The organism is Vibrio sp. SCSIO 43140, assembly GCF_023716585.1.
Lineage (GTDB): Bacteria > Pseudomonadota > Gammaproteobacteria > Enterobacterales > Vibrionaceae > Vibrio > Vibrio maritimus_B.
In genome coordinates this window covers 311427-334679 of the sequence record NZ_CP071850.1, presented here as the reverse complement: position 1 = coordinate 334679, position 23253 = coordinate 311427, and the positions used below count along the sequence as shown (strand labels likewise).

General features: G+C 47.4%; 21 protein-coding genes. 11 read left to right on the top strand and 10 right to left on the bottom strand.

All coding sequences use genetic code 11. The features are described from left to right. Nucleotides 1-33 precede the first annotated feature (33 nt). Together tamB and tamA are read right to left on the bottom strand one after the other, a co-directional pair. Nucleotides 34-3792, bottom strand: a complete 3759-nt coding sequence (gene tamB, locus J4N45_RS01735; RefSeq protein ID WP_252013213.1) for an autotransporter assembly complex protein TamB — start codon at nt 3790-3792, stop codon at nt 34-36. Then, the gene (tamA, locus tag J4N45_RS01730) at nt 3789-5507 is read right to left on the bottom strand and encodes an autotransporter assembly complex protein TamA (RefSeq protein WP_252013211.1); all 1719 of its coding nucleotides are present in this window, start codon (nt 5505-5507) and stop codon (nt 3789-3791) included. The genes tamB and tamA overlap by 4 nt, the downstream gene beginning before the upstream one ends. Nucleotides 5508-5674: 167 nt before the next feature. Between tamA and msrA the strand changes: the two genes are divergently transcribed. Then, nucleotides 5675-6301 (top strand): peptide-methionine (S)-S-oxide reductase MsrA, encoded by a 627-nt coding sequence (gene msrA / locus J4N45_RS01725; RefSeq protein ID WP_252013209.1) that lies wholly within the window; start codon nt 5675-5677, stop codon nt 6299-6301. Nucleotides 6302-6350: 49 nt separating this feature from the next. Here the strand turns inward: msrA and J4N45_RS01720 are convergent, their stop codons facing one another. Then, nucleotides 6351-6551 carry a DUF1107 domain-containing protein gene (locus J4N45_RS01720; RefSeq protein WP_042478719.1) on the bottom strand — a complete coding sequence of 67 codons (201 nt, stop codon included), beginning with the start codon at nt 6549-6551 and terminating at the stop codon, nt 6351-6353. 281 nt (nt 6552-6832) lie between these two features. Between J4N45_RS01720 and J4N45_RS01715 the strand changes: the two genes are divergently transcribed. The 6 genes from J4N45_RS01715 (at nt 6833) to J4N45_RS01690 (ending at nt 12121) form a co-directional block, all read left to right on the top strand. After that, nucleotides 6833-7384, top strand: a complete 552-nt coding sequence (locus J4N45_RS01715) for a YtfJ family protein (protein WP_252013206.1) — start codon at nt 6833-6835, stop codon at nt 7382-7384. Nucleotides 7385-7627: 243 nt separating this feature from the next. Further along, complete coding sequence (zrgA, locus tag J4N45_RS01710; RefSeq protein WP_252013204.1) at nt 7628-8311, top strand: zinc uptake protein ZrgA; 684 nt, start codon at nt 7628-7630, stop codon at nt 8309-8311. A gap of 56 nt (nt 8312-8367) precedes the next feature. After that, entirely contained in the window at nt 8368-9057 is a 690-nt protein-coding gene (locus J4N45_RS01705; protein WP_234494632.1) for an ABC transporter ATP-binding protein, read from the top strand. Then, nucleotides 9054-10313, top strand: coding sequence for an ABC transporter permease (locus J4N45_RS01700; RefSeq protein WP_252013202.1), 1260 nt, complete (start codon nt 9054-9056; stop codon nt 10311-10313). The genes J4N45_RS01705 and J4N45_RS01700 overlap by 4 nt, the downstream gene beginning before the upstream one ends. A 79-nt stretch (nt 10314-10392) precedes the next feature. Then, the gene (locus J4N45_RS01695) at nt 10393-10854 is read left to right on the top strand and encodes a DUF3299 domain-containing protein (RefSeq protein ID WP_394154659.1); all 462 of its coding nucleotides are present in this window, start codon (nt 10393-10395) and stop codon (nt 10852-10854) included. Between the two features lie 364 nt (nt 10855-11218). Continuing rightward, entirely contained in the window at nt 11219-12121 is a 903-nt protein-coding gene (locus tag J4N45_RS01690; protein WP_128649137.1) for a TIGR03899 family protein, read from the top strand. 13 nt (nt 12122-12134) lie between these two features. On the opposite strand, the gene cysC is transcribed toward J4N45_RS01690, so the two are convergent. From cysC to cobA, 5 genes are all read right to left on the bottom strand, one after another. After that, entirely contained in the window at nt 12135-12767 is a 633-nt protein-coding gene (cysC, locus tag J4N45_RS01685) for an adenylyl-sulfate kinase (protein WP_128649136.1), read from the bottom strand. Nucleotides 12768-12789: 22 nt separating this feature from the next. Continuing rightward, nucleotides 12790-14514, bottom strand: coding sequence for an SLC13 family permease (locus J4N45_RS01680; RefSeq protein ID WP_252013197.1), 1725 nt, complete (start codon nt 14512-14514; stop codon nt 12790-12792). 79 nt (nt 14515-14593) lie between these two features. Continuing rightward, nucleotides 14594-16006: a sulfate adenylyltransferase subunit CysN gene (gene cysN / locus J4N45_RS01675; protein ID WP_234494637.1), complete on the bottom strand. Its 1413-nt coding sequence runs from the start codon at nt 16004-16006 to the stop codon at nt 14594-14596. Nucleotides 16007-16024: 18 nt separating this feature from the next. Then, nucleotides 16025-16933 carry a sulfate adenylyltransferase subunit CysD gene (gene cysD, locus J4N45_RS01670; RefSeq protein WP_042478708.1) on the bottom strand — a complete coding sequence of 303 codons (909 nt, stop codon included), beginning with the start codon at nt 16931-16933 and terminating at the stop codon, nt 16025-16027. Between the two features lie 83 nt (nt 16934-17016). Continuing rightward, nucleotides 17017-17892, bottom strand: coding sequence for a uroporphyrinogen-III C-methyltransferase (gene cobA / locus J4N45_RS01665; RefSeq protein ID WP_503055666.1), 876 nt, complete (start codon nt 17890-17892; stop codon nt 17017-17019). 319 nt (nt 17893-18211) lie between these two features. On the opposite strand from cobA, the gene cpdB reads away from it, so the two are divergent. Together cpdB and J4N45_RS01655 are read left to right on the top strand one after the other, a co-directional pair. Then, nucleotides 18212-20173 carry a 2',3'-cyclic-nucleotide 2'-phosphodiesterase gene (gene cpdB / locus J4N45_RS01660; RefSeq protein WP_252013193.1) on the top strand — a complete coding sequence of 654 codons (1962 nt, stop codon included), beginning with the start codon at nt 18212-18214 and terminating at the stop codon, nt 20171-20173. 114 nt (nt 20174-20287) lie between these two features. Then, entirely contained in the window at nt 20288-20740 is a 453-nt protein-coding gene (locus J4N45_RS01655) for a GNAT family N-acetyltransferase (RefSeq protein ID WP_252013191.1), read from the top strand. 33 nt (nt 20741-20773) lie between these two features. On the opposite strand, the gene J4N45_RS01650 is transcribed toward J4N45_RS01655, so the two are convergent. Then, a complete protein-coding gene (locus J4N45_RS01650; protein WP_252014634.1) occupies nt 20774-21370 on the bottom strand; it encodes a LysM-like peptidoglycan-binding domain-containing protein in 597 nt (198 codons plus the stop codon). 211 nt (nt 21371-21581) lie between these two features. Here J4N45_RS01650 and bamJ point away from each other — a divergent pair, with 211 nt between their 5' ends. Continuing rightward, nucleotides 21582-22205, top strand: coding sequence for a BamJ family beta-barrel-assembly machinery protein (gene bamJ / locus J4N45_RS01645; protein ID WP_042478697.1), 624 nt, complete (start codon nt 21582-21584; stop codon nt 22203-22205). A 94-nt stretch (nt 22206-22299) separates the two neighbouring features. Further along, entirely contained in the window at nt 22300-22767 is a 468-nt protein-coding gene (locus tag J4N45_RS01640) for a DUF2780 domain-containing protein (protein WP_252013189.1), read from the top strand. 99 nt (nt 22768-22866) lie between these two features. Here the strand turns inward: J4N45_RS01640 and rplQ are convergent, their stop codons facing one another. Beyond that, nucleotides 22867-23253 (bottom strand): 50S ribosomal protein L17, encoded by a 387-nt coding sequence (gene rplQ / locus J4N45_RS01635; RefSeq protein ID WP_031493230.1) that lies wholly within the window; start codon nt 23251-23253, stop codon nt 22867-22869.

Genomic DNA, 23253 nt, shown 5'->3' with positions numbered 1-23253 from the left:
TGCATCAACTCACTGCTCTTCGTTCGAGGACCGCTAGTCGACCTCAAACTGATATAAGAAGGTCACCGAACTGTACAAGCCCGATACCGCTTCTACGTAGAAATCTTCGATGATTCGATAGCGCACTGTAAACTCACCGAGTGAGTTGAAGATACCTACGCCATATTTGACCTGAAGCCCAGGCAATACATAACCACTCACCGTTACCTGTGAGTCATCACCCGTGCCCGCGGTGTCTAGTTGTAGGTCTTGTACACCGAATGCCTGACCAATATCACCCACAACCTTACCGCTGCGAGCTAGACTCAAGCCGATCAAGGTCGTTGTTAGCGCGTTGCCCCCCGTCTCACCATCAATATCCTGACCTCTAAGTAGATAGGACAGCGCGTTTGCTTGTGGCATTGTTGGGTCAGAGAAGATCTCGATTGTCGGCTCCGTCGCCAATCCAGAGACCTTTACCCCCGCTTTAACATCATCAGCCGTTGTATCTGGATTTCGAATCGCGGTGATGTTGACGTATGGCTGATCCACTGGTCCCGTCATCAGGATCTTACCCTCTTCGATAAGAAGATCTTGACCAAATGAGCTATAGGAACCATCAACAATATTCACTTCACCTTGGACAAACGGACCTTGGTCTTTTTGTGATACATGCAGTTTGCCTCGCAAGCCACCTTTAAGACCGAACGCGGTAATGGTGAAGTCATTGCCAATAGTGATCGAAACGTCGGTTTCAATATTAAATGGCACTGCCGTCTCTTCGTCGACAGGCGTCATATCAGGGTTTAGTAGAACCTGATCGCTTGAGACAGCAACCGCACTCTGTGGCAGTTCCTCGACTAGAATTCGTCCCCATGGCAAACCGATAGAACCCGTTACTTTAGCTAGATTAGGGTTTGCCTCTATGGTCATATCTGGCACTACTTTGACTTTCACCATGGGCGGAACATCCACATTCAGCTCGTCCGCAAACACTCTAAGTTTAGTACGCCAAGCCTTAAGGTCTTGCCAGTTACCATCACCCGCTAGTTTTAGCTCACCGTCAGAGGTTTGAATCTTGGCATCAAGCAGCGCATCGTAGCCACTAAAATCTATGTCTACCTGACCAGAGTCAACTTGGATTGGCGAGATATCACCTTGCAGGGAGAGATCGGAAACTGAGAACTGACCGAATAATTGCGGGTGCAGTGCGTCACCTTTGATCTTAATGTCGGCAGCAAGGTTCGCTTTCAGCTTATTGAACTCACCAACGATAGGTTGCAGAAAGTCTAAATTAAACGTCGATAGGTTAAGCTCGCCGTCGATGGTCTTATTTTCTGCCAATACATTCGGCAAGGTTACCTTACCCGACAGGTCGCCGTTGTCTGTAACATCGATTAGCCAACTGGCATCAAGCTTGTCTTCTGCAAGGTTTGCTTTCACGCTCACCTGTTCCCAGCCGATCACCAATGGCGTTTCTATGTTCTGTGTGACAGTGCCTTTTGGTAGTGCCACATCCAGTTTCACTTCTGGAGAGACATCAGGAGCCCACTTCGCCCACGCGGTAATATTGGCACTGCCATCAATGACCGTATTTTCCGGAATGTAAGCTTTGATCTGATCAAAGTTAAAATTCTTGATCGTAACGAGCGCCTCACCCGACTGTCCCGCCTCAATATCTTTCTCTAGACACAGTCTAGAGTCAGCTTGAGCCCAGCAGTGCGCAGCAACATTGGCAACCTGTTTATCAATATCAACCTTAATTGCGACAGGCTCTGTTAGGTCTAACGGCCCTTGTTCCGTTTCAAGATGAACGTCAGCCAACTCTCCTGCCCATGTAAGGCTCGGCTTCTCTGTCAATGCTCCGCTAACAGCAAGCTTAATCGAAGCAAGCTTGGAGACCACATCGAGTGTCAATGTATGCGCAGCCTGTGTCCCAGAAAGCGTTACGTTTGCAGAATCGACCGACTGATCCTGATACTTGAGCCCACTCGCATTCAAACGAATATCGGCTTGTGCTTGCTCGATCGGCAGAGGTTTAGCGGTACCTACTAAAGAGAGCTGCTCAAGGCTAGCCTCTTGTTTCCACTGAACCTTTTCGATTCGAAGATCGGTAGCAATATCGGGCTCTTGCATCGCGCCTTTGAGCTCAACATTTCCCCTTAAGATGCCGGATAAATCGGGGACGGATTTCGCCAGATCAGAAAAATCGATATCGACCTTCATATCCCAAGTTTTGTCCAGCTTACCCTGAGCATTGAGCTTGTTCGGTCCGTGAGCGATGGATAGCCCTTGAGTATCGACCTTAAACTCACCTGAGCCTTTCTCATCTGACGCCTCGACTTGCCCCTTAATATCGATAGGGTAGTCACGCAGAATACCAACCACATCGAGTGTCGGTACGGCTACTTGCCATCCACCCGCATCGGTTAGAGAGCCCGAGGTAACGATGTGCCCACTGATATTACCCTCAGCATCTGGCCACTGTAGTCCTGGCTGAATATTGGTGAGGTTAATATCCCCCTGCCAATTCACCGGCGCTGCCCAGTTAGCCATCACTTGACCAGACACATTACCGCCCAAACTATCAATCGACAGTTTGCTCAAATCTATTTGCTCGAGGTCGCCTTTACCAACAAGATCAACAGCAACATCCGGAATCTCTTTACCGGACGCGGAAGCTTTTAAGCTCACGTCATAACCATCGAGTGACCCTTTGGCCGCCAATGACTCAACGGCAACTTGATAGTCTGATTCGCCAGTGAGAGGCCAAGTCGCCTTGGCGCTGGTAATGGTGGCATCAAACGGTAAAGTCGGCTCTAAAGGCTTCAATTGCCCCTTGAGGAGCCCCTCGATAACACCCGTAAACTCACTGTCTAAAGTGAGCTCTTCGACACTACCATTTGCTTTAAGCGACAGTTTTTGACCTGCTAAATCGGTTTGTTTTAGGTGAGCATTGAGCAGCAAATCGAGGGGATACCCTTGATTAAGAGTGATATCACCGTTAAGTGAGGCATCAACAATCGGCATCTCAAGCTCAAGATTCGTCACGCTAACATCGTGCTCACCGGCTCTACCTACGAGCTTCAAACGGTCCACGATAACAGGCTCTTCCTGCTCCAATTTAAAATCGACAATCTCGAGGCCCGCAATGTTAACAAACAGCGGGATCAGAACCTCGGGAAGCTCTATGGCTTGAGGGGTATCGTCTGTCTCTGGTGGCGTTGGTTCTGGCTCGCTTTCTGATTCTGGAAGCCTTACGATAGGTGTCACTAAACGAGTATCGCCCACCGTTAAGTTAGAGCCAGTCATGGCAAGTGAGGTGGTAAAACTATCCCAACTCACCTGCGTCCCAAGAATATCCAGCTTGATGTCATCAAAACTGACCCGACCAATCGCAACAGGGATTGGCAGACTGATCTTGGTCAGAGGTTCACTTGGCTCTGGCGATGGCTCACTCGGAGCGACTTCTGGCATTTTGAAATCCAACCCCCGAATCGCCAATTCGTTCACACACACTCGCGGGTCAGACAGGCAATTTAGATCCACCGCCAGAGTGAGTGAGTGAGCGTTTAAATCGATAAAAAGACTTTCATCGACAAACTTCACATCATTGAGGGTAAATCTAGGGAATAGAGCACCTTGTGTCTCACCAACCTCAAGTTGTGGCAGTACCTTGTTAACACCCCACAACACAGTATTAAGACCGGCATTAGTAAACAGCGCAAAACCAATCGTTGCGATGATAAGCAAGATTAAAGTGATAAGGCCGATAGAACACCATTTGGTGACACGCCAAACTTTCGACATCATAGTTCTGGCCCTAAGCTAAAGTGAATTCGCCATTCGGCTTGTGGTTTGTTATCGAGTCCGCGTGCATAGTCAAATTTGACGGGGCCAACTGGTGACACCCAACGCACGCCGAAGCCTGCGCCTCGTTTCCATTCTGGATCATCATCAAAGGCATCACCCACATCAAAGAAGGTTGCTCCCCACCAGTTACCGGTGATTCGATATTGATATTCGAGGGTGCTGGTTGCGATGTATTGACCACCCGTCTTGTTTCCTGCGTCATCCACTGGCGAGATACTCTCGTAGTCATAACCCCTAACACTGTTATCACCACCAGCGAAGAAGCGCAAAGAGGGTGACAGTTTAGACGGTTCCGCTGCTATGTTGGCACCCACATCGACCTTGAATAAGCCTCTATGGTTTTCACCGAGACTCGAAATCCAAGTCGAGGTACCTCGAAGCCTGAATACAGAGGTTTCCGACAGTGCTCGCTCATCCCCTACCTCAAACATAATGGTTTGCTTGTTACCGCTCATAATAAGCGGCCCACTACCACGAGTGACTACTCGTGAATAGGACAAGCCTGGCAGAACAAACTGACCTAGCTCACCCTGCGCGTTAAACTCATAGTTTTCAACAAGGTAACGAATATAGGCGGTACGATGCCAACCACTGTCTAGCACCCAGTGTCTCTCGAAGGCTAGGTTCGACTCCAAGGTTTTCTTATCACTACGGTTAACGTTTTTTAGACCGTATTGAATGACGTAGTAATCTTTGAGCACGTCGTCGAGAGGAATTTTATAACTTGCCGTTACTTGTTGCTCTGGAATCGACAAGTCCAAGCTGGTATCAAAGCTATGCCCATGCTCATTGAGCCAAGGTTTCTTCCACTTGAATTTAAGCTTAGCGCCAACATCGGTTGAATAGCCCAAACCCGTTTCAAACTGATTTCGCACTTGCGGCGCCAGTGACACCTTCATCGGCAACTCGCGCCCTTTACCCACTTGAGAGAGATCAGGCTCAACAAATACTGATGAGAACCATTCCGTATTGGAAAGATTTTGGTTGTGCTGACCCACTTTGCTCACTTGATAATCGTCACCGATCTCATAAGGCTGCAGTGACTGAACCTTTTGAATATCAATTTGGCTGCCTGTAATGGTCGACTTACCAAACTGATAGCGAATGCCACTATCATAGTGAAGACGAATAATCGCTTCATTAAGCTTAGGAATAACCTCCAGACGGCTGACAGAGTAGGCTCCGTCGAAATATCCTTTTTGTAGCGCTAAGTTGCGAATGCCAGACTTAAGGCTATCGTATTGGTTATGGTTAAGGGTCTGGCCCTCTTTTAACGGTGAGAGCCTGATAAGACGCATGAAATCTTCATCATCTTTCGCCTCTCCAGAGAGCTGTACATCGACAAGCTTGATCCTAGTTGGAGGTCCTGGGGTCACATTGACGGTAAGTTGATCCCCTTTATCACTGACGACAAAATCAATCTCTGGGTTGTAATATCCTAAAGCATTGATGGCTTCTTCTATCTCTTTGGTCAATCGAGACTGGAACCTGAGTGATGTGGAGTATTCATTAGTGGGGATCGCAGATACATACGCATCGACATTATCCTGAAGCGCTCCGCTAAGTCCTTTAATATCCAAAGAAACGCTCACTTCGGCAAATACCAAAGTCGGCGATAGGATCAGCAATAGCGGTGGTAAAAGTCTCTTTATCATGCTTTATTGTGAGGCTGTGATGCGTTTGTTTTTGTTGTTACGTAGAATGATAACTCTGATCGATTTAGATGTCTTCAAGCAACAATAAAACAGATGCTATATCGGTGTTATATTTTAGTTTTCAGGCGCTTCGCACTTGAAATAATAGTCTAGAAAAGGAACTGACGATGGGTAAAAAAGAAATGATTTCCTCCGACCAAGCACTACCTGGCCGAGATGTAGCAATTGCCATCATGGAGCCTCATTTTGTTAATCAGTCAGACCTCAACGCTGAACTCAATCAAAATGAAGAAAGTATCGTTCTAGGCCTAGGTTGCTTTTGGGGGGCTGAGCGTTTGTTCTGGCAATTGCCTGGGGTGATATCAACCTCTGTAGGGTATTCAGGCGGCTTTACACCCAACCCTACGTATGAAGAGGTATGCAGTGGTTTAACCGGCCACACAGAAGTCGTTCGAGTTGTGTTCGACACAACTAAGACTTCTTTACAGGAGATTTTACGCACATTCTGGGAAAAGCACGACCCAACGCAAGGGATGCGACAGGGCAACGATATTGGCACTCAGTACCGCTCTGCAATCTATACTGCGAGCCAAGAACAAGACCAGATAGCAAGACAAACCCAGCAACAATATCAGCAAGCGTTAGGGTCGCAAGGGATCACTACAGAGATCTTACCGCTTGGCGAGTACTACTTTGCTGAAATCTACCACCAACAGTACCTGGCTAAAAATCCAAATGGTTACTGCGGAATTGGTGGCACCGGCGTATGTTTTCCTCCGGAGCTAAACCCGTAGACACGAAAAAGCCCTCGCAATGAGAGGGCTTGAAGAATTCTTTTGTCAGTTAGAGTGCTAGTGCAGCAATCTCGACATTAATCTCTTTGAAGGCGACAAGCTTTTGCCTATCTGCAACTTCAGGTAACAACACCTTGCCGTTGTCGAATCGGAACAAACCAATACCAGCAATGAAGAACTGCCCCTTAAATAACGTCTTTACAAACTTCGCGATCTGACGCGGACGATAAACCGTAAACTTACGCAACATAACCTAACCTCAATATCCGTTTGAGTACATCCTAGTGTTACTCGCATCTTGCGAGTGAACTCGCAATATATTTTGCGATCGATTGAAATTATACGCTAAATTTCTTGAGACACAAACAAAAGTTAACAACTTTGCAACAAACTATAAATTGCTGTTATGCTTGAAATGATTTTATCAAGTGAGGGACATTTCTTGGTCAAATCAACACAATTAAAGTTGTGGCATATCGTAAGTTCACCTAAGGTATGCCGCCCAATATTAAAGTAACGGAAACTATTACAATGAAACTAAAGCCTCTCCTCACCCTAGCCGTGCTGTTTATGCCTGCACTTGCTATGGCAACTAACCTCCAAGTAGGCAGTAATGCTCGCTCCGTATCGGTAAAAGATCACGGTGAGCTAATTCTCAACAACGATGCCATCAGCTATCAAGCATGGAGCAGTGGCGATATGCTTGGCAAAGTGCGCGTCATCCAAGCCATCGCGGGTCGCAGCAGCTCTAAAGAAATGAACGCGCCACTCATGGCGGCAATCACCGCTGCTGACTTTCCAAAAGAAAGCTACCAAACCACCACCGTCATTAACCAAGATGATGCTATGTGGGGTACAAGCTCATTTGTTAAATCATCAGCTGAAGACAGCAAGAAAGAGTTCCCATGGTCCTCGATGGTACTCGACAAGCACGGTCTCGTTGCGAACGCTTGGCAACTAGCTGAAGAAAGCTCAGCAATCATCGTTCAAGACAAGCAAGGCAAGATTCTGTATGTCAAAGAGGGTGCACTAAGCGATGCGGATATCCAGCAAGTGCTTAGCCTGGTCACCGACAACATCTAACCAGTGATAAAAAATTCAAAAAGGGAGCCTAAATGGCTCCTTTTTTTGTTGTTCTGAAAGAGAAACCACGAGCCCGATGTTGTTTCTTCTGGAAAATATCTTCGTTTGTTATAACATAACAAACCACAGTTAAACGAGAACAAGTCGCATCGTTCTCGAGGGAGACCTCTGCACCCGGCGATTTATGCGCATCTTTACCGGCATTGGTATCCAATACTTTTACATCGTTATTAAGGATTAATCATGAAACTAAAGATGACACTCTTAGCTGGTCTCGTTGTATCGCAATTCGCGGTTGCCGATGATCACTTCCGTCAACACGACGCCCATGTGCACGGCCACGTAGAATTTAATATTGCTCAAGATGGTCAAGATCTTTTAGTGGAAATTACTGCACCGGGTGCTGATGTTGTAGGCTTTGAGCATGCTCCTAAAACGGATGCAGAGAAAGCGGCAATGGCTGATGCAAAAGCAAAACTGAACAATGTTGATAGCATCCTTACCATTCCAGCAGCAGCAAGCTGTAAGCTAGTAGAAGCGCATGTCGAAAATACGCTAGAGAAAGGCGAGCACCACGACGAGCACGATCACCATGATGAGCATAAGGGTCACGATGATCACAAAGGCCATGACCATGATCGCGAAGGTCACGAGCATCATGACGACCATAAAGGACATGATGACCACGATCACCATGACGAACACAAAGGTCACGACCACGACCACGACCACGACCATCATGATGGCCATGGTGAGTTCTCAGTTCAATACCAATTCTCTTGTGAAGATGTAGCTAAAGTGACTCAAATTGATACACAATGGTTTACACACTTCCCTTCAACTGAGAAAGTATCAGTGAACCTGCTAACGGATAGCGCACAATCGGCAACGGAACTGACTTCGGGTAATACGACAATTAAATTCTAATTCGTCCACCCTTCAGGTCTCACCCCGAGACCTGAAGGTGATTTCCAGAGGACACTATGGCTAGCGTAATCGAACTCAAAGACGTCACCTTCAAGTGGCAACCAGATCAACCCCCAACTCTCGACATTCCATCGCTCACCATAGAACAAGGTGAACATCTATTTTTAAAAGGCCCTAGTGGCTGCGGTAAGTCCACATTGCTCGGCTTACTGACCGGTATTAATACCCCGACGACTGGCGATGTTATCTCACTCAATCAATCACTCAAGACACTGTCTGCCAGCGCGCGCGACAAGTTTCGCGCTGACCATATTGGTTATATTTTTCAGCAATTTAACTTACTTCCCTACCTCTCTGTCATCGATAATGTCACGCTGCCTTGTGAGTTTTCTAGCGTACGAAAAGATAAGGTGAGCGGCTCTTTACACCAGGAAGCTAAACGCATTCTCGACCATCTAAGACTGCCTGAAAAACTACTCAGCAAGCCCGTTATCGAGTTAAGTATTGGTCAGCAACAACGTGTCGCCGCCGCGCGGGCCTTAATCGGTCAGCCAGAGTTTCTGATTGCCGACGAGCCGACATCCGCACTCGACCATGACAACCGAGAAGCCTTCATTGAGCTACTGATGGAACAGGCTAACGCCGCGCATTCCACCTTGATTTTTGTTAGCCATGACCCAACTCTTGAGTCCTTATTTAAAAGAACCGAGAACCTTCAAGATATTAATCAAGTGAGGCCACTATGAGCATCACTCTAAAGCTGGCTTGGAAAAGCCTGCTCAACCGCAAAACAACCGCCCTACTGACCATACTTACGGTAGCGATCTCTGTGATCCTCTTGATGGGCGTAGAGCGAATTCGTACTCAGGCAAAAAGCAGCTTTGCCAATACTATCTCTGGGACCGATTTGATTGTCGGTGGACGCTCCGGTCAAGTGAACCTTCTTCTCTATTCTGTATTTCGCATTGGTAATGCGACCAATAACATCGACTGGAAGAGCTTTGAGGAGTTTAGTAATCACCGCTCTGTAGATTGGGCTATACCTATTTCACTCGGAGACTCACATAGAGGCTTTCGAGTAATGGGGACCAACCATAGCTACTTCGAGCACTACCAGTATGGCCAAAAACAGCACCTGTCTCTTGCCAAAGGCGAGGAATTTGATGGGCTATTTGAGACCGTCATTGGCTCCGATGTCGCAAAGTCTTTGGGTTATGACATTGGTACTGAAATCATTATTGCTCACGGGATCAGCGATGTCGGCTTTAGCCGCCATGATAATACGCCTTTTAAAGTGGTCGGTATTCTTGCGCCAACAGGCACGCCGGTAGACAAAACGGTGCACGTTTCTCTAGAAGCAATAGAAGCGATACACGTCGGTTGGGAATCGGGGGCTAACCTTGGTAATGAGCCGAGTAAAGAGCAGCTACTAAAGATGGATTTCCAACCTAAGCAGATCACCGCCATGTTGATTGGCTTAAAAAGTAAGATCCAAACCTTCGCACTTCAGAGGCAGATTAATACCTACAAACAGGAGCCACTCAGTGCTATCTTACCAGGCGTTGCGCTTCACGAGTTGTGGGGCATGATGAGTGTGGCAGAGACCGCTCTGCTTATTGTCTCGGTCTTTGTAGTCGTTGCCGGACTCATGGGAATGCTCTCTAGCCTGTTGACTAGCTTGCAAGAGCGTCGCCGTGAGATGGCTATTTTACGTGCAATGGGGGCAAGGCCGCGACATGTCTTTACCCTACTAGTCAGCGAAGCCACCGTGCTCACCAGTATCGGCATCGTTTGCGGAATTGGTGGCATGTATGCGATGCTTGCGATTGCCGCGCCCATCATCACGGCAAATTATGGCATCAACATAGCATTATCTGGCATTACGTCGCATGAATGGATGCTGCTTGGATTTGTGCAGCTCGCTGGGGTTATTATTGGTTTCTTCCCAGCGCTACGAGCATACCGACAGTCGTTGAGCGATGGGATGACTATCCGAATTTAGTGAGATTTGAATGAAAACAGTTAAAAGCCTGCTTTGTGGTCTGTTGCTTTCGTTGACGGTTTTAGTACCTCAGCTAGCAATGGCCCAAGAAGAGTCCGATGTATTAACTCTGGACTGGATAGATTTGATTCCAGAAAGTGAGCGAAACCAGTTTGATGCCATGGGCATGCCGGCGATCGATCACTCGGGCGGTGTCATGGAGCAGTCCAAGGTTGGTACGGTTCGCCAAGAGCTTAACGGTAGTCAGGTGAAAATACCTGGGTTTGTCATTCCGCTAGAAGGTGATGAAGACTCAGTCACCGAATTTCTATTGGTCCCTTACTTCGGTGCTTGTATTCACGTACCGCCTCCACCACCTAACCAGATCATCTACGTGAAGTTTAAAGAGGGTGCGCCTGTACACCGTCTATGGGATGTTATCTACGTCGTCGGAACATTGAAGACCGAAACTATCGATTCTGAGCTTGCGCAAACGGGCTACCTAATCGAAGGGGTTGATATTGAAGATTACGATGATGGGTATTATGACGGAGACGAGTAACGGATACTCGTCTCCACAGATCCTGATAGGTAATGATTAACGAAAGGTTGCTAGGCTGTGTTAGCCGATAAGCGTCGAGAGATAGCCTAGCACCCCGATATAAACACACAGCAATAACGCGATTGAGACGTGTTTTTTCGCTCTATTTTCTCCAGAGTGCCTCATAACGTCCTCCTTCATTCTCAACCTAGAATTTAACAAAGTTTTATCATTTATCCCAGACTTTTTTACAACACGCTTTGAGTCACACCAAAAGCGGACATCAGCTCACACAAATTACTCTGGTTTTTGCAGAAGATTCCCGCTAAATTGAAGCTCTATTGCACAATAATCCTTCGTTTTCGCTTTGTACTGAGTGCCGGTAATGAGTCATCACCCTGTTGAGAGCAAGCTAGCTAGCCAAGAACCCAATTCATCCAATGAACAGGGACAAAAAAAAGCCCACCATATGAAAGACAGCGCGAGTCGCCTCAGAGCCATCGCTGAATCTCATTATTTAGATGCACTCATACGAGAAGAAACCCCAAGCCAATCCTTGTTTGAAAGAGCAATGCTGCGCGAGAAGCAAGGTAAAGAACAGCGCCAAAAAAACCTAGAGCAGATCATCAAAGCCGCGATGGCAGCGTGCAAGAATGAAGTTGCGGGCGAGCCTGATTTTGACTGGCTGGTGCGGTATTTTGATATGGCGAAAGAGATCCATAACTCATCGATGCAAAAGCTTTGGGCGCAGGTACTTAAGCGAGAGATCACCAATCCTGGCGCCACCTCGATGAAGGCACTGAAAACACTCAGAGATATGACGCCCAAAGAGGCGCAAACGCTGCAGCGCGCCGCTTCCCTAGCGTGCAGTTTTGGCACCGACACCAGTCGTAAGCTGCTACTTGGTATCAAGCATCAAACGGGCTTGTTCAGCTTTTCTCGCCGCGAGAGCGTTGATGAGTTAAGCCTTGGGGAATATCAGCTCCCCTACTCTAGCATCTTGCTGTTGGTGGAGCTTGGCGTATTATTAGCGACAGAATTGGAATCGGGAGAAATAGCCAGAGAAGCCCCTTTAAAGCTCGGCTATCAGGGTCATGACATGATGCTTACGGCGAAAGGGAAAGGCATTACGCTAACCTACTACCGCTTCACGCCAACAGGCAACGAGCTGTGCCAATTGCTCGGTCATCGCTCTAACGCCCAATATCAAGAGCAGCTCATAGAGCTGCTCAATCGAAAGTTTGTGGTTAAAGGAGACGTGCCAACCTCATTCCATCACAAGGTCTAGCCACGATAAGGGTTTAACGAATCACCTGATTAGCCGCTAATATCGATAGACATTGTTCCACCAGCTCAGCGACAGCGTGATCGCCGGCTTTAAGATGGATCTCAGCCTTAAGCGGCGCTTCGTATTCGGAGTCAATACCCGTGAAGTTAGGGATTTCACCGGCACGTGCTTTTTTGTATAGACCCTTTGGATCTCGAGACTCACACACCTCAAGGCTGGCATCCACAAACACTTCCATAAACTCGCCCTCAGGCAGCAGCTCACGCACCAACGCACGTTCGGCGCGATGTGGTGAGATGAAAGCAGATAGAACAATAAGACCCGCGTCAGCCATCAGCTTAGCTAACTCGCCTACTCGGCGAATATTCTCTCGGCGATCTTGCTCAGAGAAGCCTAAATCTCGACACAGACCGTGTCGCACATTGTCACCATCTAACAAGTAGGTGTGATAGCCACGACTGGCCAGTTCAGTTTCTAACGCGCCCGCTACCGTCGATTTACCCGCTCCAGATAAACCAGTAAACCAAAGTACCACAGGCTTTTGTTTTTTAAGATCGGCGCGCTCTGATTTGGTGACCACATGTTGGTGCCAAATGACATTCTCATCTTTTTCGATAGTCTCAGAGGCTTGTACAGTATTCGACATAACTCGTCCTTAGGTAACGCCGTTAAAAGGGAAAAAAGTATGGGATCAAGGCCAACACCAGTACCGAGTAAACGATAGAGATGGGAATGCCAATCCGCATGTAATCTTTAAGTTGATAGTTTCCAACGCTATACACCAATAGGTTGGTTTGATACCCATAAGGGGACACAAAGCTCGCGCTCGCGCCAAACAGCACCGCCATGATAAAAGGCATAGGATCGACGCCATAGGCGACAGACATACTGTATCCAATCGGAAAAGCGAGTGCGGCAGCCGCATTGTTGGTCACCAGCTCAGTCAGTAAAAGCGTTACTAAGTAAGTAGCCACTAACGCCCCAAACACTCCCCAACCGTTGAACATCTCGATGAACATATCCCCCATACGCTCTGAGAGACCAGTCGAAATCATCAGCTGCGCAATAGAAAGTGCTGAGCCAACAATCACCACAATATCCGTGGGAAAACGGCGACGAAGCTCGCCAAGGTTCACAATACCAAACGCCAAAACGGCAATGAGGTACAGGGCTAAACCTTTGATGATGGGTAACACGTTAGTAAGTGCTAACGCAATCACAGCCACAAAACCAAGCAAAACATAGCTAGACTTTGCAAGGTCGAGTTTAGCGCTCGAGTCTAGGTCATTGACCAAGACAAATTCTTTGCGATGTTGGCGGCGAAGCGATTCAAAACGCTTACCGGGTGCCAGCACAAGCGTATCGCCTGCTTGCAAAATGATATTACCCAATCCGCCTTCAAGGCGTTCATGTCCACGGCGAACCGCAACGACAACCGCGTCAAAACGATCACGGAATTGGCTCGACTTTAGCGTGGTATTACAGAACGTCGCGGATGAGCTAACGACGACTTCCAGTAAGTTTTGACCATTTAGGTGATGCTGGCCAAAGAAGGTTAAACCAGTAATTTCTTGCAGAGTCGCAACACTTTCTACATCACCACAAAACAGCAGTCGGTCTTTCGCCTCAAGGACAAAATCAGGTCCGACTGACGCCAGGGTCTCGCCGCCTCGTACCACTTCTGCTAAGAACAGTTTACGCAGCGCTCTTAGGTTATTTTCAGCGATGCTGCGCCCAACTAGCGGTGAACCAGGCTCGACTCTCGCTTCCAAGAAGTAGGGTAAATCATCTTGGTTAGTATCATCATAATTTGGCAATAGGTAGCTCAGTGGAATAAGCACCAAAACGCCACCGACAAGCACACTCAAACCAATCCAAGTAGGCTCGAAGAATCCAAGGCTTGGCAAACCTACATCTTCAACAAAGCTGTTGATAATCAGGTTGGTCGAGGTACCAATTAAGGTTAGAGTGCCGCCTAAAATTGCCGCATAAGAGAGTGGGATCAGCAACTTAGAAGGTGCGTGACGTTGATTGCGTTTTATCGCGCCAATAAGTGAGACCACAACAGCCGTATTATTGGTGAACGAAGAAAGTAGTGCGGTTGATATGCCGAGTTTCGCAACCACCGCGCCCAAACGCCCCGTGGCAATCGAGCGGCTCACCCAACTAATAAGGCGCGTTTTCTCCAAGGCTGCCGACGACAGGATCAGGAGCACCAGGGTCAATAGCGATGAATTGGTAAAGTTACCGGCAACCGCATTGATGTCTATCATACCCGCAATAAACGCCAAAAACGCAGCACCCGCGAAAATAAGGCTCGGTTTAATTCGGGTTGCTATCAAGCACGTGATGATAGACATCAGCAAAGCTAGCACCACTCCTTGTTCCCACATGACCTCGTTCCTTATTCACTGCGTCGCTGCGTTGTATCATTGGGCTCAGTTGAACACTCGAGCCCTTTCTTTGTTGCGGTTATATTTTTGCGTCCCACTCTGGGAAGTGTTTCATGATTAGCGCCTTCAGTTCTTTCTCGAATGCTCCCATGCGCTCTTGTGGTGAACGCTGCTCTTCAGCCAGAGCTTCACGAACCAGACCCGCACCGACCGTCACATTGGTCAAGCGATCAATCACGATAAAGCCACCTGTATCCTGAACCGAGTCATAACTATCCACTGCCACTGCTTCAGTAAGGGACCACTCACATAAACCAATACCGTTCAGTGGTAACGATTCTGACTCAAAGGACTTGAGCGAGTTGATATCGTACTGATGACGAATCGCGTCTAGTTGTCCTTGGGTTTTCTTACCAGCAATCTTGATGTCATAACTGCGACCAGCAGCTAGCGGTTCATCTGTCATCCAAACCACATCGGCAAGCAAGCGATTCGATGATGCGACTCGCGACTCTTGCTTAACAATGAGATCGCCACGACTGATATCAATCTCATCCGTCAGCGTTAGTGTCACAGCTTGACCGGCGAATGCACGCGGCAAGTCACCATCGAACGTCACAATGCGTTCTACCTTGGAGGTTTTGCCTGAAGGTAGCGCCTTGATTTCATCACCAACACGGATTTCACCAGAGCCAATCGTGCCTGCAAAACCTCGGAAATCCAGATTTGGACGGTTGACGTACTGCACAGGGAAGCGGAATTCGCCTTGCTGTTTGCCTTGGTCGATATCTACTTTCTCGAGCAAATCAAGCAAAGGTTCACCTTGGTACCAACTCATCTTGTCACTGAGATCCACCACATTGTCGCCCTCAAGCGCAGAGATCGGGATCATTTGAATGTCGATGTCTTTGCCTAGGTTCTCGGAGAATGTTAGGTACTCATCACGAATTTCCTCATAGCGCTGCTGTGAGTAATCAACCAGGTCCATCTTGTTCACGGCGACAATAAAGTGTTTGAGACCAAGAAGGCTGGAAATAAACGAGTGACGACGAGTTTGGTCGAGTACACCTTTACGTGCATCAATCAAGATCACCGCGAGATCACAGGTCGATGCACCTGTAGCCATGTTACGCGTGTACTGCTCGTGCCCTGGTGTATCGGCAATGATGAACTTACGTTTCTGGGTCGAGAAGTAACGGTATGCTACGTCAATCGTGATCCCTTGTTCACGTTCTGCCTGCAAGCCATCTACCAGCAATGCCAAGTCTGGCTTTTCACCTGTGGTACCCACACGTTGGCTGTCAGAGTGTACGGCCGCTAGCTGATCTTCATAAATTTGCTTTGAGTCGTGGAGCAAGCGTCCAATTAAGGTACTTTTGCCATCATCCACTGAGCCACACGTTAGGAATCGGAGTAACGATTTGTACTGGTGCTGACTCAGGTAACCTTCAATACCGAGTTCGGCAAGTTGTGCTTCTACTGCGCTGTTCATAATCTGTTCCTTCGATCCTTAAAAGTATCCTTGACGTTTCTTAAGCTCCATCGATCCTGACTGATCGTGGTCGATCGCTCGTCCTTGTCGCTCACTAGACGTTGCAACGAGCATTTCTTCGATAATTCCCGTGAGCGTGGTGGCTTCCGATTCGATAGCACCGGTTAATGGATAACAGCCGAGTGTTCTAAAGCGCACGCTCTTATGCTCAACCGTTTCATCCGGGCCGATCTCCATGCGCTCGTCATCCACCATGATCAACATGCCATCGCGCTCTACCACAGGGCGCGGCGCCGCAAGGTATAATGGAACGATTTCAATGCCTTCTAGTAGGATGTATTGCCAGATATCGAGCTCAGTCCAGTTAGACAGAGGGAAAACACGAATGCTCTCACCCTTGTTAATTTGACCGTTATAGGTTTTCCAAAGCTCTGGACGCTGGTTCTTTGGATCCCATGTATGGTTTTTGTCGCGGAATGAGTAAACACGCTCTTTAGCACGAGATTTCTCTTCATCGCGACGTGCACCACCAAATGCGGCATCAAAACCATATTTGTTAAGCGCCTGCTTGAGACCTTGGGTCTTCATAATGTCAGTATGTTTCGATGAACCGTGCACAAATGGGCTACATCCCATAGCCAGACCTTCTGGGTTCTTGTGCACCAAAAGCTCGAATCCGTAGTTCTTTGCTGTACGGTCGCGAAATTCAATCATCTCTTTGAACTTCCAGTCTGTATCGACATGCAGCAGTGGAAACGGGATTTTGCCTGGATAAAACGCTTTGCGCGCTAGGTGTAGCATCACCGAAGAGTCTTTACCGATGGAGTACATCATGACGGGATTATCAAATTCCGCCGCGACCTCGCGGATAATATGGATGCTTTCCGCTTCCAGCTGTTTAAGGTGTGTGAGTCTTTCTTGGTCCATGAGTTGTGCTTCCTTTGTTCATGTTGACGTGACTTGGCCAACACACGACTGATTTAGAATGAAAACAGGCTTTACGCTTTGGTTTAAGCCCTAATACTTTGTAATGTTTCAACTTGGTTTGGTGTTGCACTCCCTTTACCAAACCAAGAGAGTTCATCGGCCAAAGACACCACCTCACCAACCACAATGAGCGATGGTGATTGAGCCTCTTTTGCCATGTCAGGTAATGTTGCAAGTGTGCCGCGAAGCACCTTTTGGGTTGCTTGTGTCCCACGCTCGATAATTGCGACAGGCACATTTTGACTGCGACCATGCTTAATTAGCTGAGATTGAATGTATTCTGATTTCATCAACCCCATATAGATAACTAAGGTCTGGTTGCCACGAGCTAGCGTGGACCAATCCATATCGTCGCTATCAGGTTTTAGGTGACCGGTGACAAACAGCGCCGACTGCGCGTAATCACGGTGCGTTAGAGGTATGCCTGCGTATGCTGTTGCACCCGCTGCCGCGGTAATACCAGGGACGACTTGGAATCGGATACCGGCTTCAGCTAATACCTGTAGCTCTTCGCCACCACGGCCAAACACAAATGGATCGCCGCCTTTGATGCGCACAACCTTGTGACCGCTCTCGGCAAATTCCACAAGAAGCTGATTGGTTTTTTCTTGAGGCACGCTGTGGTGACCCGCTCGTTTGCCAACACAGACTAAGATAGTACTATCCGGAACGAGAGCCATAATTTCTTCAGACACAAGGTAGTCGTAAAGAACAACATCGGCTTGCTGCAGTAGGTTTAAGGCTTTAAGAGTGAGAAGTTCAGGATCACCGGGCCCTGCACCAATAAGGGCTACCTCACCTTTGCTGAGCTGAGACTTAGGGAGCTTCGGCTTATCTTGGCTGCTAACCAGCGTTGGAGTGGCTACCTTGCCCGGCTGGTTAGTTGTAGTTGGGTTCATAATGACAATCCTTCGCTTATCGAATGATGGCATTATGACCACTCGCCTATATTACTTGAAATTCTAAAATTTCATTTTTTATTCCAAAAGTCACTAAAGGAATCATTTTCTTAGCGATTGAGTTCAAAATTTGAACGCATTTGATATCTAAAACCTGAATCGATTCTAGTCTTAAAGATAAAGCTGGGATACGCCTATCAGAACCTCAACAGGCATTAATCACAGATCACATTTTTAAGTAGCTAGAAACATTTCTTACATAACAAATTGATACACTTGGCAAGTTTTTGAATCACCCTCTAATGTGAAGGATATGAAGATGAAAGTGGCAGTCAAACCTATTTCTATCGCTGTTCTAGGCGGCATGCTTACGATGGCAGGCCCAGCGATGGCAGACGAGATCAAACTTCGAATTATCGAAACAACCGATATTCATACTAACGTCATGGACTATGACTACTACAAAGATAAACCGTCTCAAAAAATCGGTCTGACTCGTGCTGCTACTTTGGTTAAAGAAGCTCGTGGCGAAGTCATCAACAGTGTTTTAGTCGATAACGGTGACCTCATTCAGGGTAGCCCTATGGGCGACTACATGGCATCGAAAGGCATTAAGCCTGGCGAGATCCATCCAGTTTATAAGGCAATGAACCAACTGGATTATGATGTTGGTAATATTGGTAACCACGAGTTCAACTATGGACTCGAGTTCCTCAACACCACAATTGAGGGAGCAAACTTTCCGTACATTAGCGCTAACGTTTTTGACAAAAAAACGGGAGAGCACTATTTCAAGCCTTACCTAATCAAGACTCACACATTTAAAGATACCGACGGAAACATGCACGACGTTAAAGTCGGTTACATTGGCTTTGTACCACCTCAAATCATGGTCTGGGATAAAAAGAACCTAGAGGGTAAGGTGTTTGCAGAAGACATCAAAGAAACAGCTGAGAAGCTCGTTCCTCAGATGAAAAAAGAAGGTGCGGATATTATCGTCGCGATCCCACACTCTGGTGTCTCTAGCGATCCATACAAAGCAGGTGCTGAAAACTCAACATATTACTTGTCTGAAGTTGAGGGGATCGACGCAATCGCATTTGGTCACTCTCACGCCGTCTTCCCGGGTAAAGGATTTGATAACATCCAAGGCGTCGATAACGAAAAAGGCACCATCAATGGCGTAGCCGCTGTGATGCCGGGCCGCTGGGGCAGCCACGTCGGTGTCATGGATCTGGTACTAGAACAAGATGGCGACAGCTGGAAAGTCGCTGATGCGCAAACAGAGGCTCGCCCTATTTTCGATGCTGTTAACAAGAAATCTCTCGCTGAAGCAGACAAAGGCATCGTAGATGCAGTGAAGGGCGATCACAGTGCGACGCGTGACTTCGTGAACCAACCTATCGGCAAAGCTAACGACGTCATGTACAGCTTCTTGGCGCTTGTTCAGGACGACCCTACCGTTCAAATCGTAAACCTTGCACAGAAAGACTACGTTGAAACTATGATTCAAGGCGATCCAGATCTTGATGGTTTACCTGTTCTTTCTGCTGCCGCACCTTTTAAAGCGGGCGGTCGTAAAAACGACCCTGCAAACTTTACCGAGGTTGAATCAGGTCAGCTAACATTCCGTAACGCGGCGGACTTGTATCTGTACCCGAACACGCTTGTGGCACTGAAGGTCACGGGTAAAGAAGTAAAAGAGTGGCTAGAGTGCTCGGCAGGACAGTTTAAACAAGTCGATGCGAATTCAGATAAGCCTCAGGCACTGATCGACTGGGATGGTTTCCGTACCTATAACTTCGACGTCATGGATGGTGTTGAATACCAAATCGATGTGACACAACCAGCGCGCTATGACGGCGACTGTAAGCTACTAAACGAGAACAGCGAGCGTATCGTCGGCCTTACTTATCAAGGTAAGCCTATTGATATGAAGCAAACCTTTATTATTGCGACAAACAACTACCGTGCTTACAGCAACAAGTTCCCAGGTACAGGTAACGACTTTATCGCTTTTGACTCTCCAGATGAAAACCGTTCTATCGTAGCGAACTACATCTCCAAAGTGAGCAAAGAGAAGGGTGAAGTAACGCCAAGTGCAGACAACAACTGGTCGTTTGCACCAATTACGACAGACGTCGCGCTAGATGTTCGATTCGAAACCTCACCATCAGACAAAGCGGCACAATTCATCAATGACAAGGGTCAATACCCAATGAAGAAGGTCGCGACCGATGACGTGGGCTTTGCGGTATACCAAATCGACTTGACGAAGTAACCGAAATCTAAGAGAAACTAGCCACGCTGTATGCGTGGCTTTTTTATTGGACTCGGTTTAGTCTACAGCTATAAATAAATGTTCGCTTTAGACCGTTAAAAAGAGAAATGAATCATGACAATCTGGAAGACTAAAACTTTCTCTGAGCTCACTACCATAGAACTGTATGAGTTGCTCAAACTGCGTGTCGACGTATTTGTGGTTGAGCAAACCTGTCCTTATCCAGAACTGGATAACAAAGACCAAGTAGAAGGTGTACATCACTTACTGGGTTATGAAGACAATGAACTGATAGCTTGTGCCCGCTTGCTACCCAAAGGGACGACTTACAACCAAGTCAGCATAGGGCGCGTAGCAACCAAACAGACCCATCGGGGTGGCGGATTAGGGCATGACTTACTAGTTGAAGCGAAACGCGAGTGTGAACGCCTGTGGCCGAATGAGAGCATCCAGATTGGCGCACAGTCACACCTGCAGGACTACTATTCCAAACATGGCTTCAGTGTCTGCTCAGAAGAGTATCTAGAAGATGACATCCCTCATATTGATATGAGGTTATTGAAATAATAAAGGGGCGAATTCGCCCCTTTTGCATCCATTCTATTTACTGCGGCCAAAGCCTCCATCAGAGAGACGGAAAAACATGATCGACTGATCGCCCCGCTCTATCTGCAAAATATCTAAGCTCCCCTCTTGGTTGAACTTAAAGCGTATCAACTGACCTTGCTTAATCCGGCTGAGTGGCTTGTCACTGCCTTCGATGCGGGCAAGGGCGTTTAAATCGGCCATGGGTAACTGATTGGTTCGAAAGACGCGTGCTAGCGTGTCACCCTTTTTAACGGTGTACTCTCTCCAATCCGTCTCCACCAATTCTTCTACGTTGGCTTGGGAAGGCTGTTCACTTAGCGAGGCGGTATTGACGCTCACTGCGACACGCTGATTTGCTGGCGTTACCTGAGGTGTGTCTGCTTTTTGACTCGGCAGAAACAAAAGTACGATGACAATTGGGACGAGGACGCTCAAAATTCTTCGGTGCAGGCGCGGTAATTGAGTCCAAAGTCCTTTTGCCTTATCTCGAATTTCGGAAAGTCGAGAGGTATCAATCTTCTTAAGGCGAGAGAAGTCGAGCGCTTGCCACTTATCTTTCAGCACTTGAACGTGGTCAACTTTTTGCTTTTTACGGTGACGACGATTCATTCCCATTTGTCTCCTACTACACAACCGTCTCAGTTTAAGAAAACCTGCGTTCAGAGTATAGAAAAATCGCAGGTGTCCTATTTTATAACCGCCTAATGTCACAAGTTTAACAACGAATGCGAATTAATTGGTAAAAGTTAGTTAGAGCGTTTCGGTTTGTAGCCAGAACTGGTATTCTTTCGTCTTCATTCGAATAGCAAGAGAGACCGTCATGTCTGACGTGAAATTAGAAACTGTAGAACAGAAAGCAAGCTATGGTATTGGTCTGCAAATGGGCCAACAGCTTGCAGGTAGCGGCCTTGAAGGTCTAAACGTAGACGCAATCGCTAAAGGCATTGCAACTGCACTTACTGGTGACATGCCAGAAATCGAAATCGACGAAATCAACAACGCACTGCAAGAGCTACACACTCGCGCAGAAGCAGTTCGTCAAGAAGCAGCAAAAGCTGCAGCAGCTGACGGTGAAGCGTTCCTAAAAGACAACGCACTTCGCCCAGAAGTAACAGTTCTTGAGTCTGGTCTTCAATACGAAGTTATCACTGAAGGTACTGGCGAAATCCCATCTGCAGACAAAACTGTACGTGTTCACTACCACGGTGAACTAACAGACGGTACTGTATTCGACAGCTCTGTATCTCGCGGTCAACCAGCTGAGTTCCCTGTAACTGGCGTAATTAAAGGTTGGGTTGAAGCACTTCAACTAATGCCTGTAGGTTCTAAGTGGAAACTATACATCCCTCAAGACCTAGCATACGGTGAGCGTGGCGCAGGCGCAGCGATTCCTCCGTTTGCAGCACTAGTATTCGAAGTTGAGCTACTAGACATCATCGCTTAATCTCAGCTCTGATACGCTATTTTTAAAAGCAGTGACTCGTCACTGCTTTTTTATTGTCTAATCTTAATGGGTAGACAATAAAACGGACGGTATCATGAGAACATTTCTAGCCCTTTCTACGGCACTATTAATTTCAGTGCCTACCCACGCTGCACTTAACCTCTCTGGTGTATCCGCAGACGACGCAAGCAGCTTACTCTCTAGTGCAAACTCTATGATGGAGGCGAAAGACTCACCAGTCGTGAATGACCTGGTAAACGACCTATCTGTCTCGCCAGAACAAGCGACAACAGGTGTTGGTGCACTACTGTCACTTGCGCAAACCTCATTAGGTTCTGAGCAGCAGAGTGAACTCAGCTCACTCATCCCAGGCATGGATTCGCTGACGAGTAGCGGCCTTTTATCTTCAATACAGGATATGGACAGTGTTAAGAGCGCATTCTCGTCAGTGGGTCTCGATCCTTCAATGATTTCAGAGTTCGCGCCAATTGTATTGGATTATCTAGGTTCGCAGGGGGCAAGCTCTGGGTTGATGGACTCTCTGACTTCCTTGTGGCAGTAAAAGGAATCACAGCCGTATCAAAGAATAAAAATACAAATTTCAGATAGCAAAAAGCCGAGCATAAATGCTCGGCTTTTTTAGTTCTACGAACTTTACTGATTACTCAGCAGCAGCTTCTTCAGATGCTTCTGGGCGATCAACTAGCTCAATGTAAGCCATTGGAGCTTTATCGCCAGCACGGAAGCCAGCTTTTAGGATACGAGTGTAACCGCCCTGACGAGCAGCAAAACGTGGACCTAGTTCGTTGAATAGTTTCGCAACTACTTCGTTATCACGAGTACGTGCAAATGCTAGACGACGGTTAGCAACACTGTCAGTCTTAGCTAGTGTAATCAAAGGCTCAACTACGCGACGTAGCTCTTTTGCTTTAGGCAATGTAGTCTTGATTACTTCATGACGTACAAGAGAGCTAGCCATATTGCTGAACATCGCTTTGCGATGGCTGCTGTTGCGGTTGAGTTGACGACCACTCTTACGATGGCGCAT

Excerpts from the sequence above, each read along its gene's own strand:
- rplQ (WP_031493230.1), bottom strand. The coding sequence starts at position 23,253 with ATGCGCCATCGTAAGAGTGGTCGTCAACTCAACCGCAACAGCAGCCAT.
- cpdB (WP_252013193.1), top strand. The coding sequence starts at position 18,212 with ATGAAAGTGGCAGTCAAACCTATTTCTATCGCTGTTCTAGGCGGCATG.
- zrgA (WP_252013204.1), top strand. The coding sequence starts at position 7,628 with ATGAAACTAAAGATGACACTCTTAGCTGGTCTCGTTGTATCGCAATTC.
- cysN (WP_234494637.1), bottom strand. The coding sequence starts at position 16,006 with ATGAACAGCGCAGTAGAAGCACAACTTGCCGAACTCGGTATTGAAGGT.
- J4N45_RS01695 (WP_394154659.1), top strand. The coding sequence starts at position 10,393 with ATGGCCCAAGAAGAGTCCGATGTATTAACTCTGGACTGGATAGATTTG.
- J4N45_RS01650 (WP_252014634.1), bottom strand. The coding sequence starts at position 21,370 with ATGAATCGTCGTCACCGTAAAAAGCAAAAAGTTGACCACGTTCAAGTG.
- tamB (WP_252013213.1), bottom strand. The coding sequence starts at position 3,792 with ATGATGTCGAAAGTTTGGCGTGTCACCAAATGGTGTTCTATCGGCCTT.
- bamJ (WP_042478697.1), top strand. The coding sequence starts at position 21,582 with ATGTCTGACGTGAAATTAGAAACTGTAGAACAGAAAGCAAGCTATGGT.
- J4N45_RS01680 (WP_252013197.1), bottom strand. The coding sequence starts at position 14,514 with ATGTGGGAACAAGGAGTGGTGCTAGCTTTGCTGATGTCTATCATCACG.
- msrA (WP_252013209.1), top strand. The coding sequence starts at position 5,675 with ATGGGTAAAAAAGAAATGATTTCCTCCGACCAAGCACTACCTGGCCGA.
- J4N45_RS01640 (WP_252013189.1), top strand. The coding sequence starts at position 22,300 with ATGAGAACATTTCTAGCCCTTTCTACGGCACTATTAATTTCAGTGCCT.
- J4N45_RS01705 (WP_234494632.1), top strand. The coding sequence starts at position 8,368 with ATGGCTAGCGTAATCGAACTCAAAGACGTCACCTTCAAGTGGCAACCA.
- J4N45_RS01690 (WP_128649137.1), top strand. The coding sequence starts at position 11,219 with ATGAGTCATCACCCTGTTGAGAGCAAGCTAGCTAGCCAAGAACCCAAT.
- J4N45_RS01715 (WP_252013206.1), top strand. The coding sequence starts at position 6,833 with ATGAAACTAAAGCCTCTCCTCACCCTAGCCGTGCTGTTTATGCCTGCA.
- cobA (WP_503055666.1), bottom strand. The coding sequence starts at position 17,892 with ATGAACCCAACTACAACTAACCAGCCGGGCAAGGTAGCCACTCCAACG.
- J4N45_RS01655 (WP_252013191.1), top strand. The coding sequence starts at position 20,288 with ATGACAATCTGGAAGACTAAAACTTTCTCTGAGCTCACTACCATAGAA.
- J4N45_RS01720 (WP_042478719.1), bottom strand. The coding sequence starts at position 6,551 with ATGTTGCGTAAGTTTACGGTTTATCGTCCGCGTCAGATCGCGAAGTTT.
- cysD (WP_042478708.1), bottom strand. The coding sequence starts at position 16,933 with ATGGACCAAGAAAGACTCACACACCTTAAACAGCTGGAAGCGGAAAGC.
- cysC (WP_128649136.1), bottom strand. The coding sequence starts at position 12,767 with ATGTCGAATACTGTACAAGCCTCTGAGACTATCGAAAAAGATGAGAAT.
- J4N45_RS01700 (WP_252013202.1), top strand. The coding sequence starts at position 9,054 with ATGAGCATCACTCTAAAGCTGGCTTGGAAAAGCCTGCTCAACCGCAAA.
- tamA (WP_252013211.1), bottom strand. The coding sequence starts at position 5,507 with ATGATAAAGAGACTTTTACCACCGCTATTGCTGATCCTATCGCCGACT.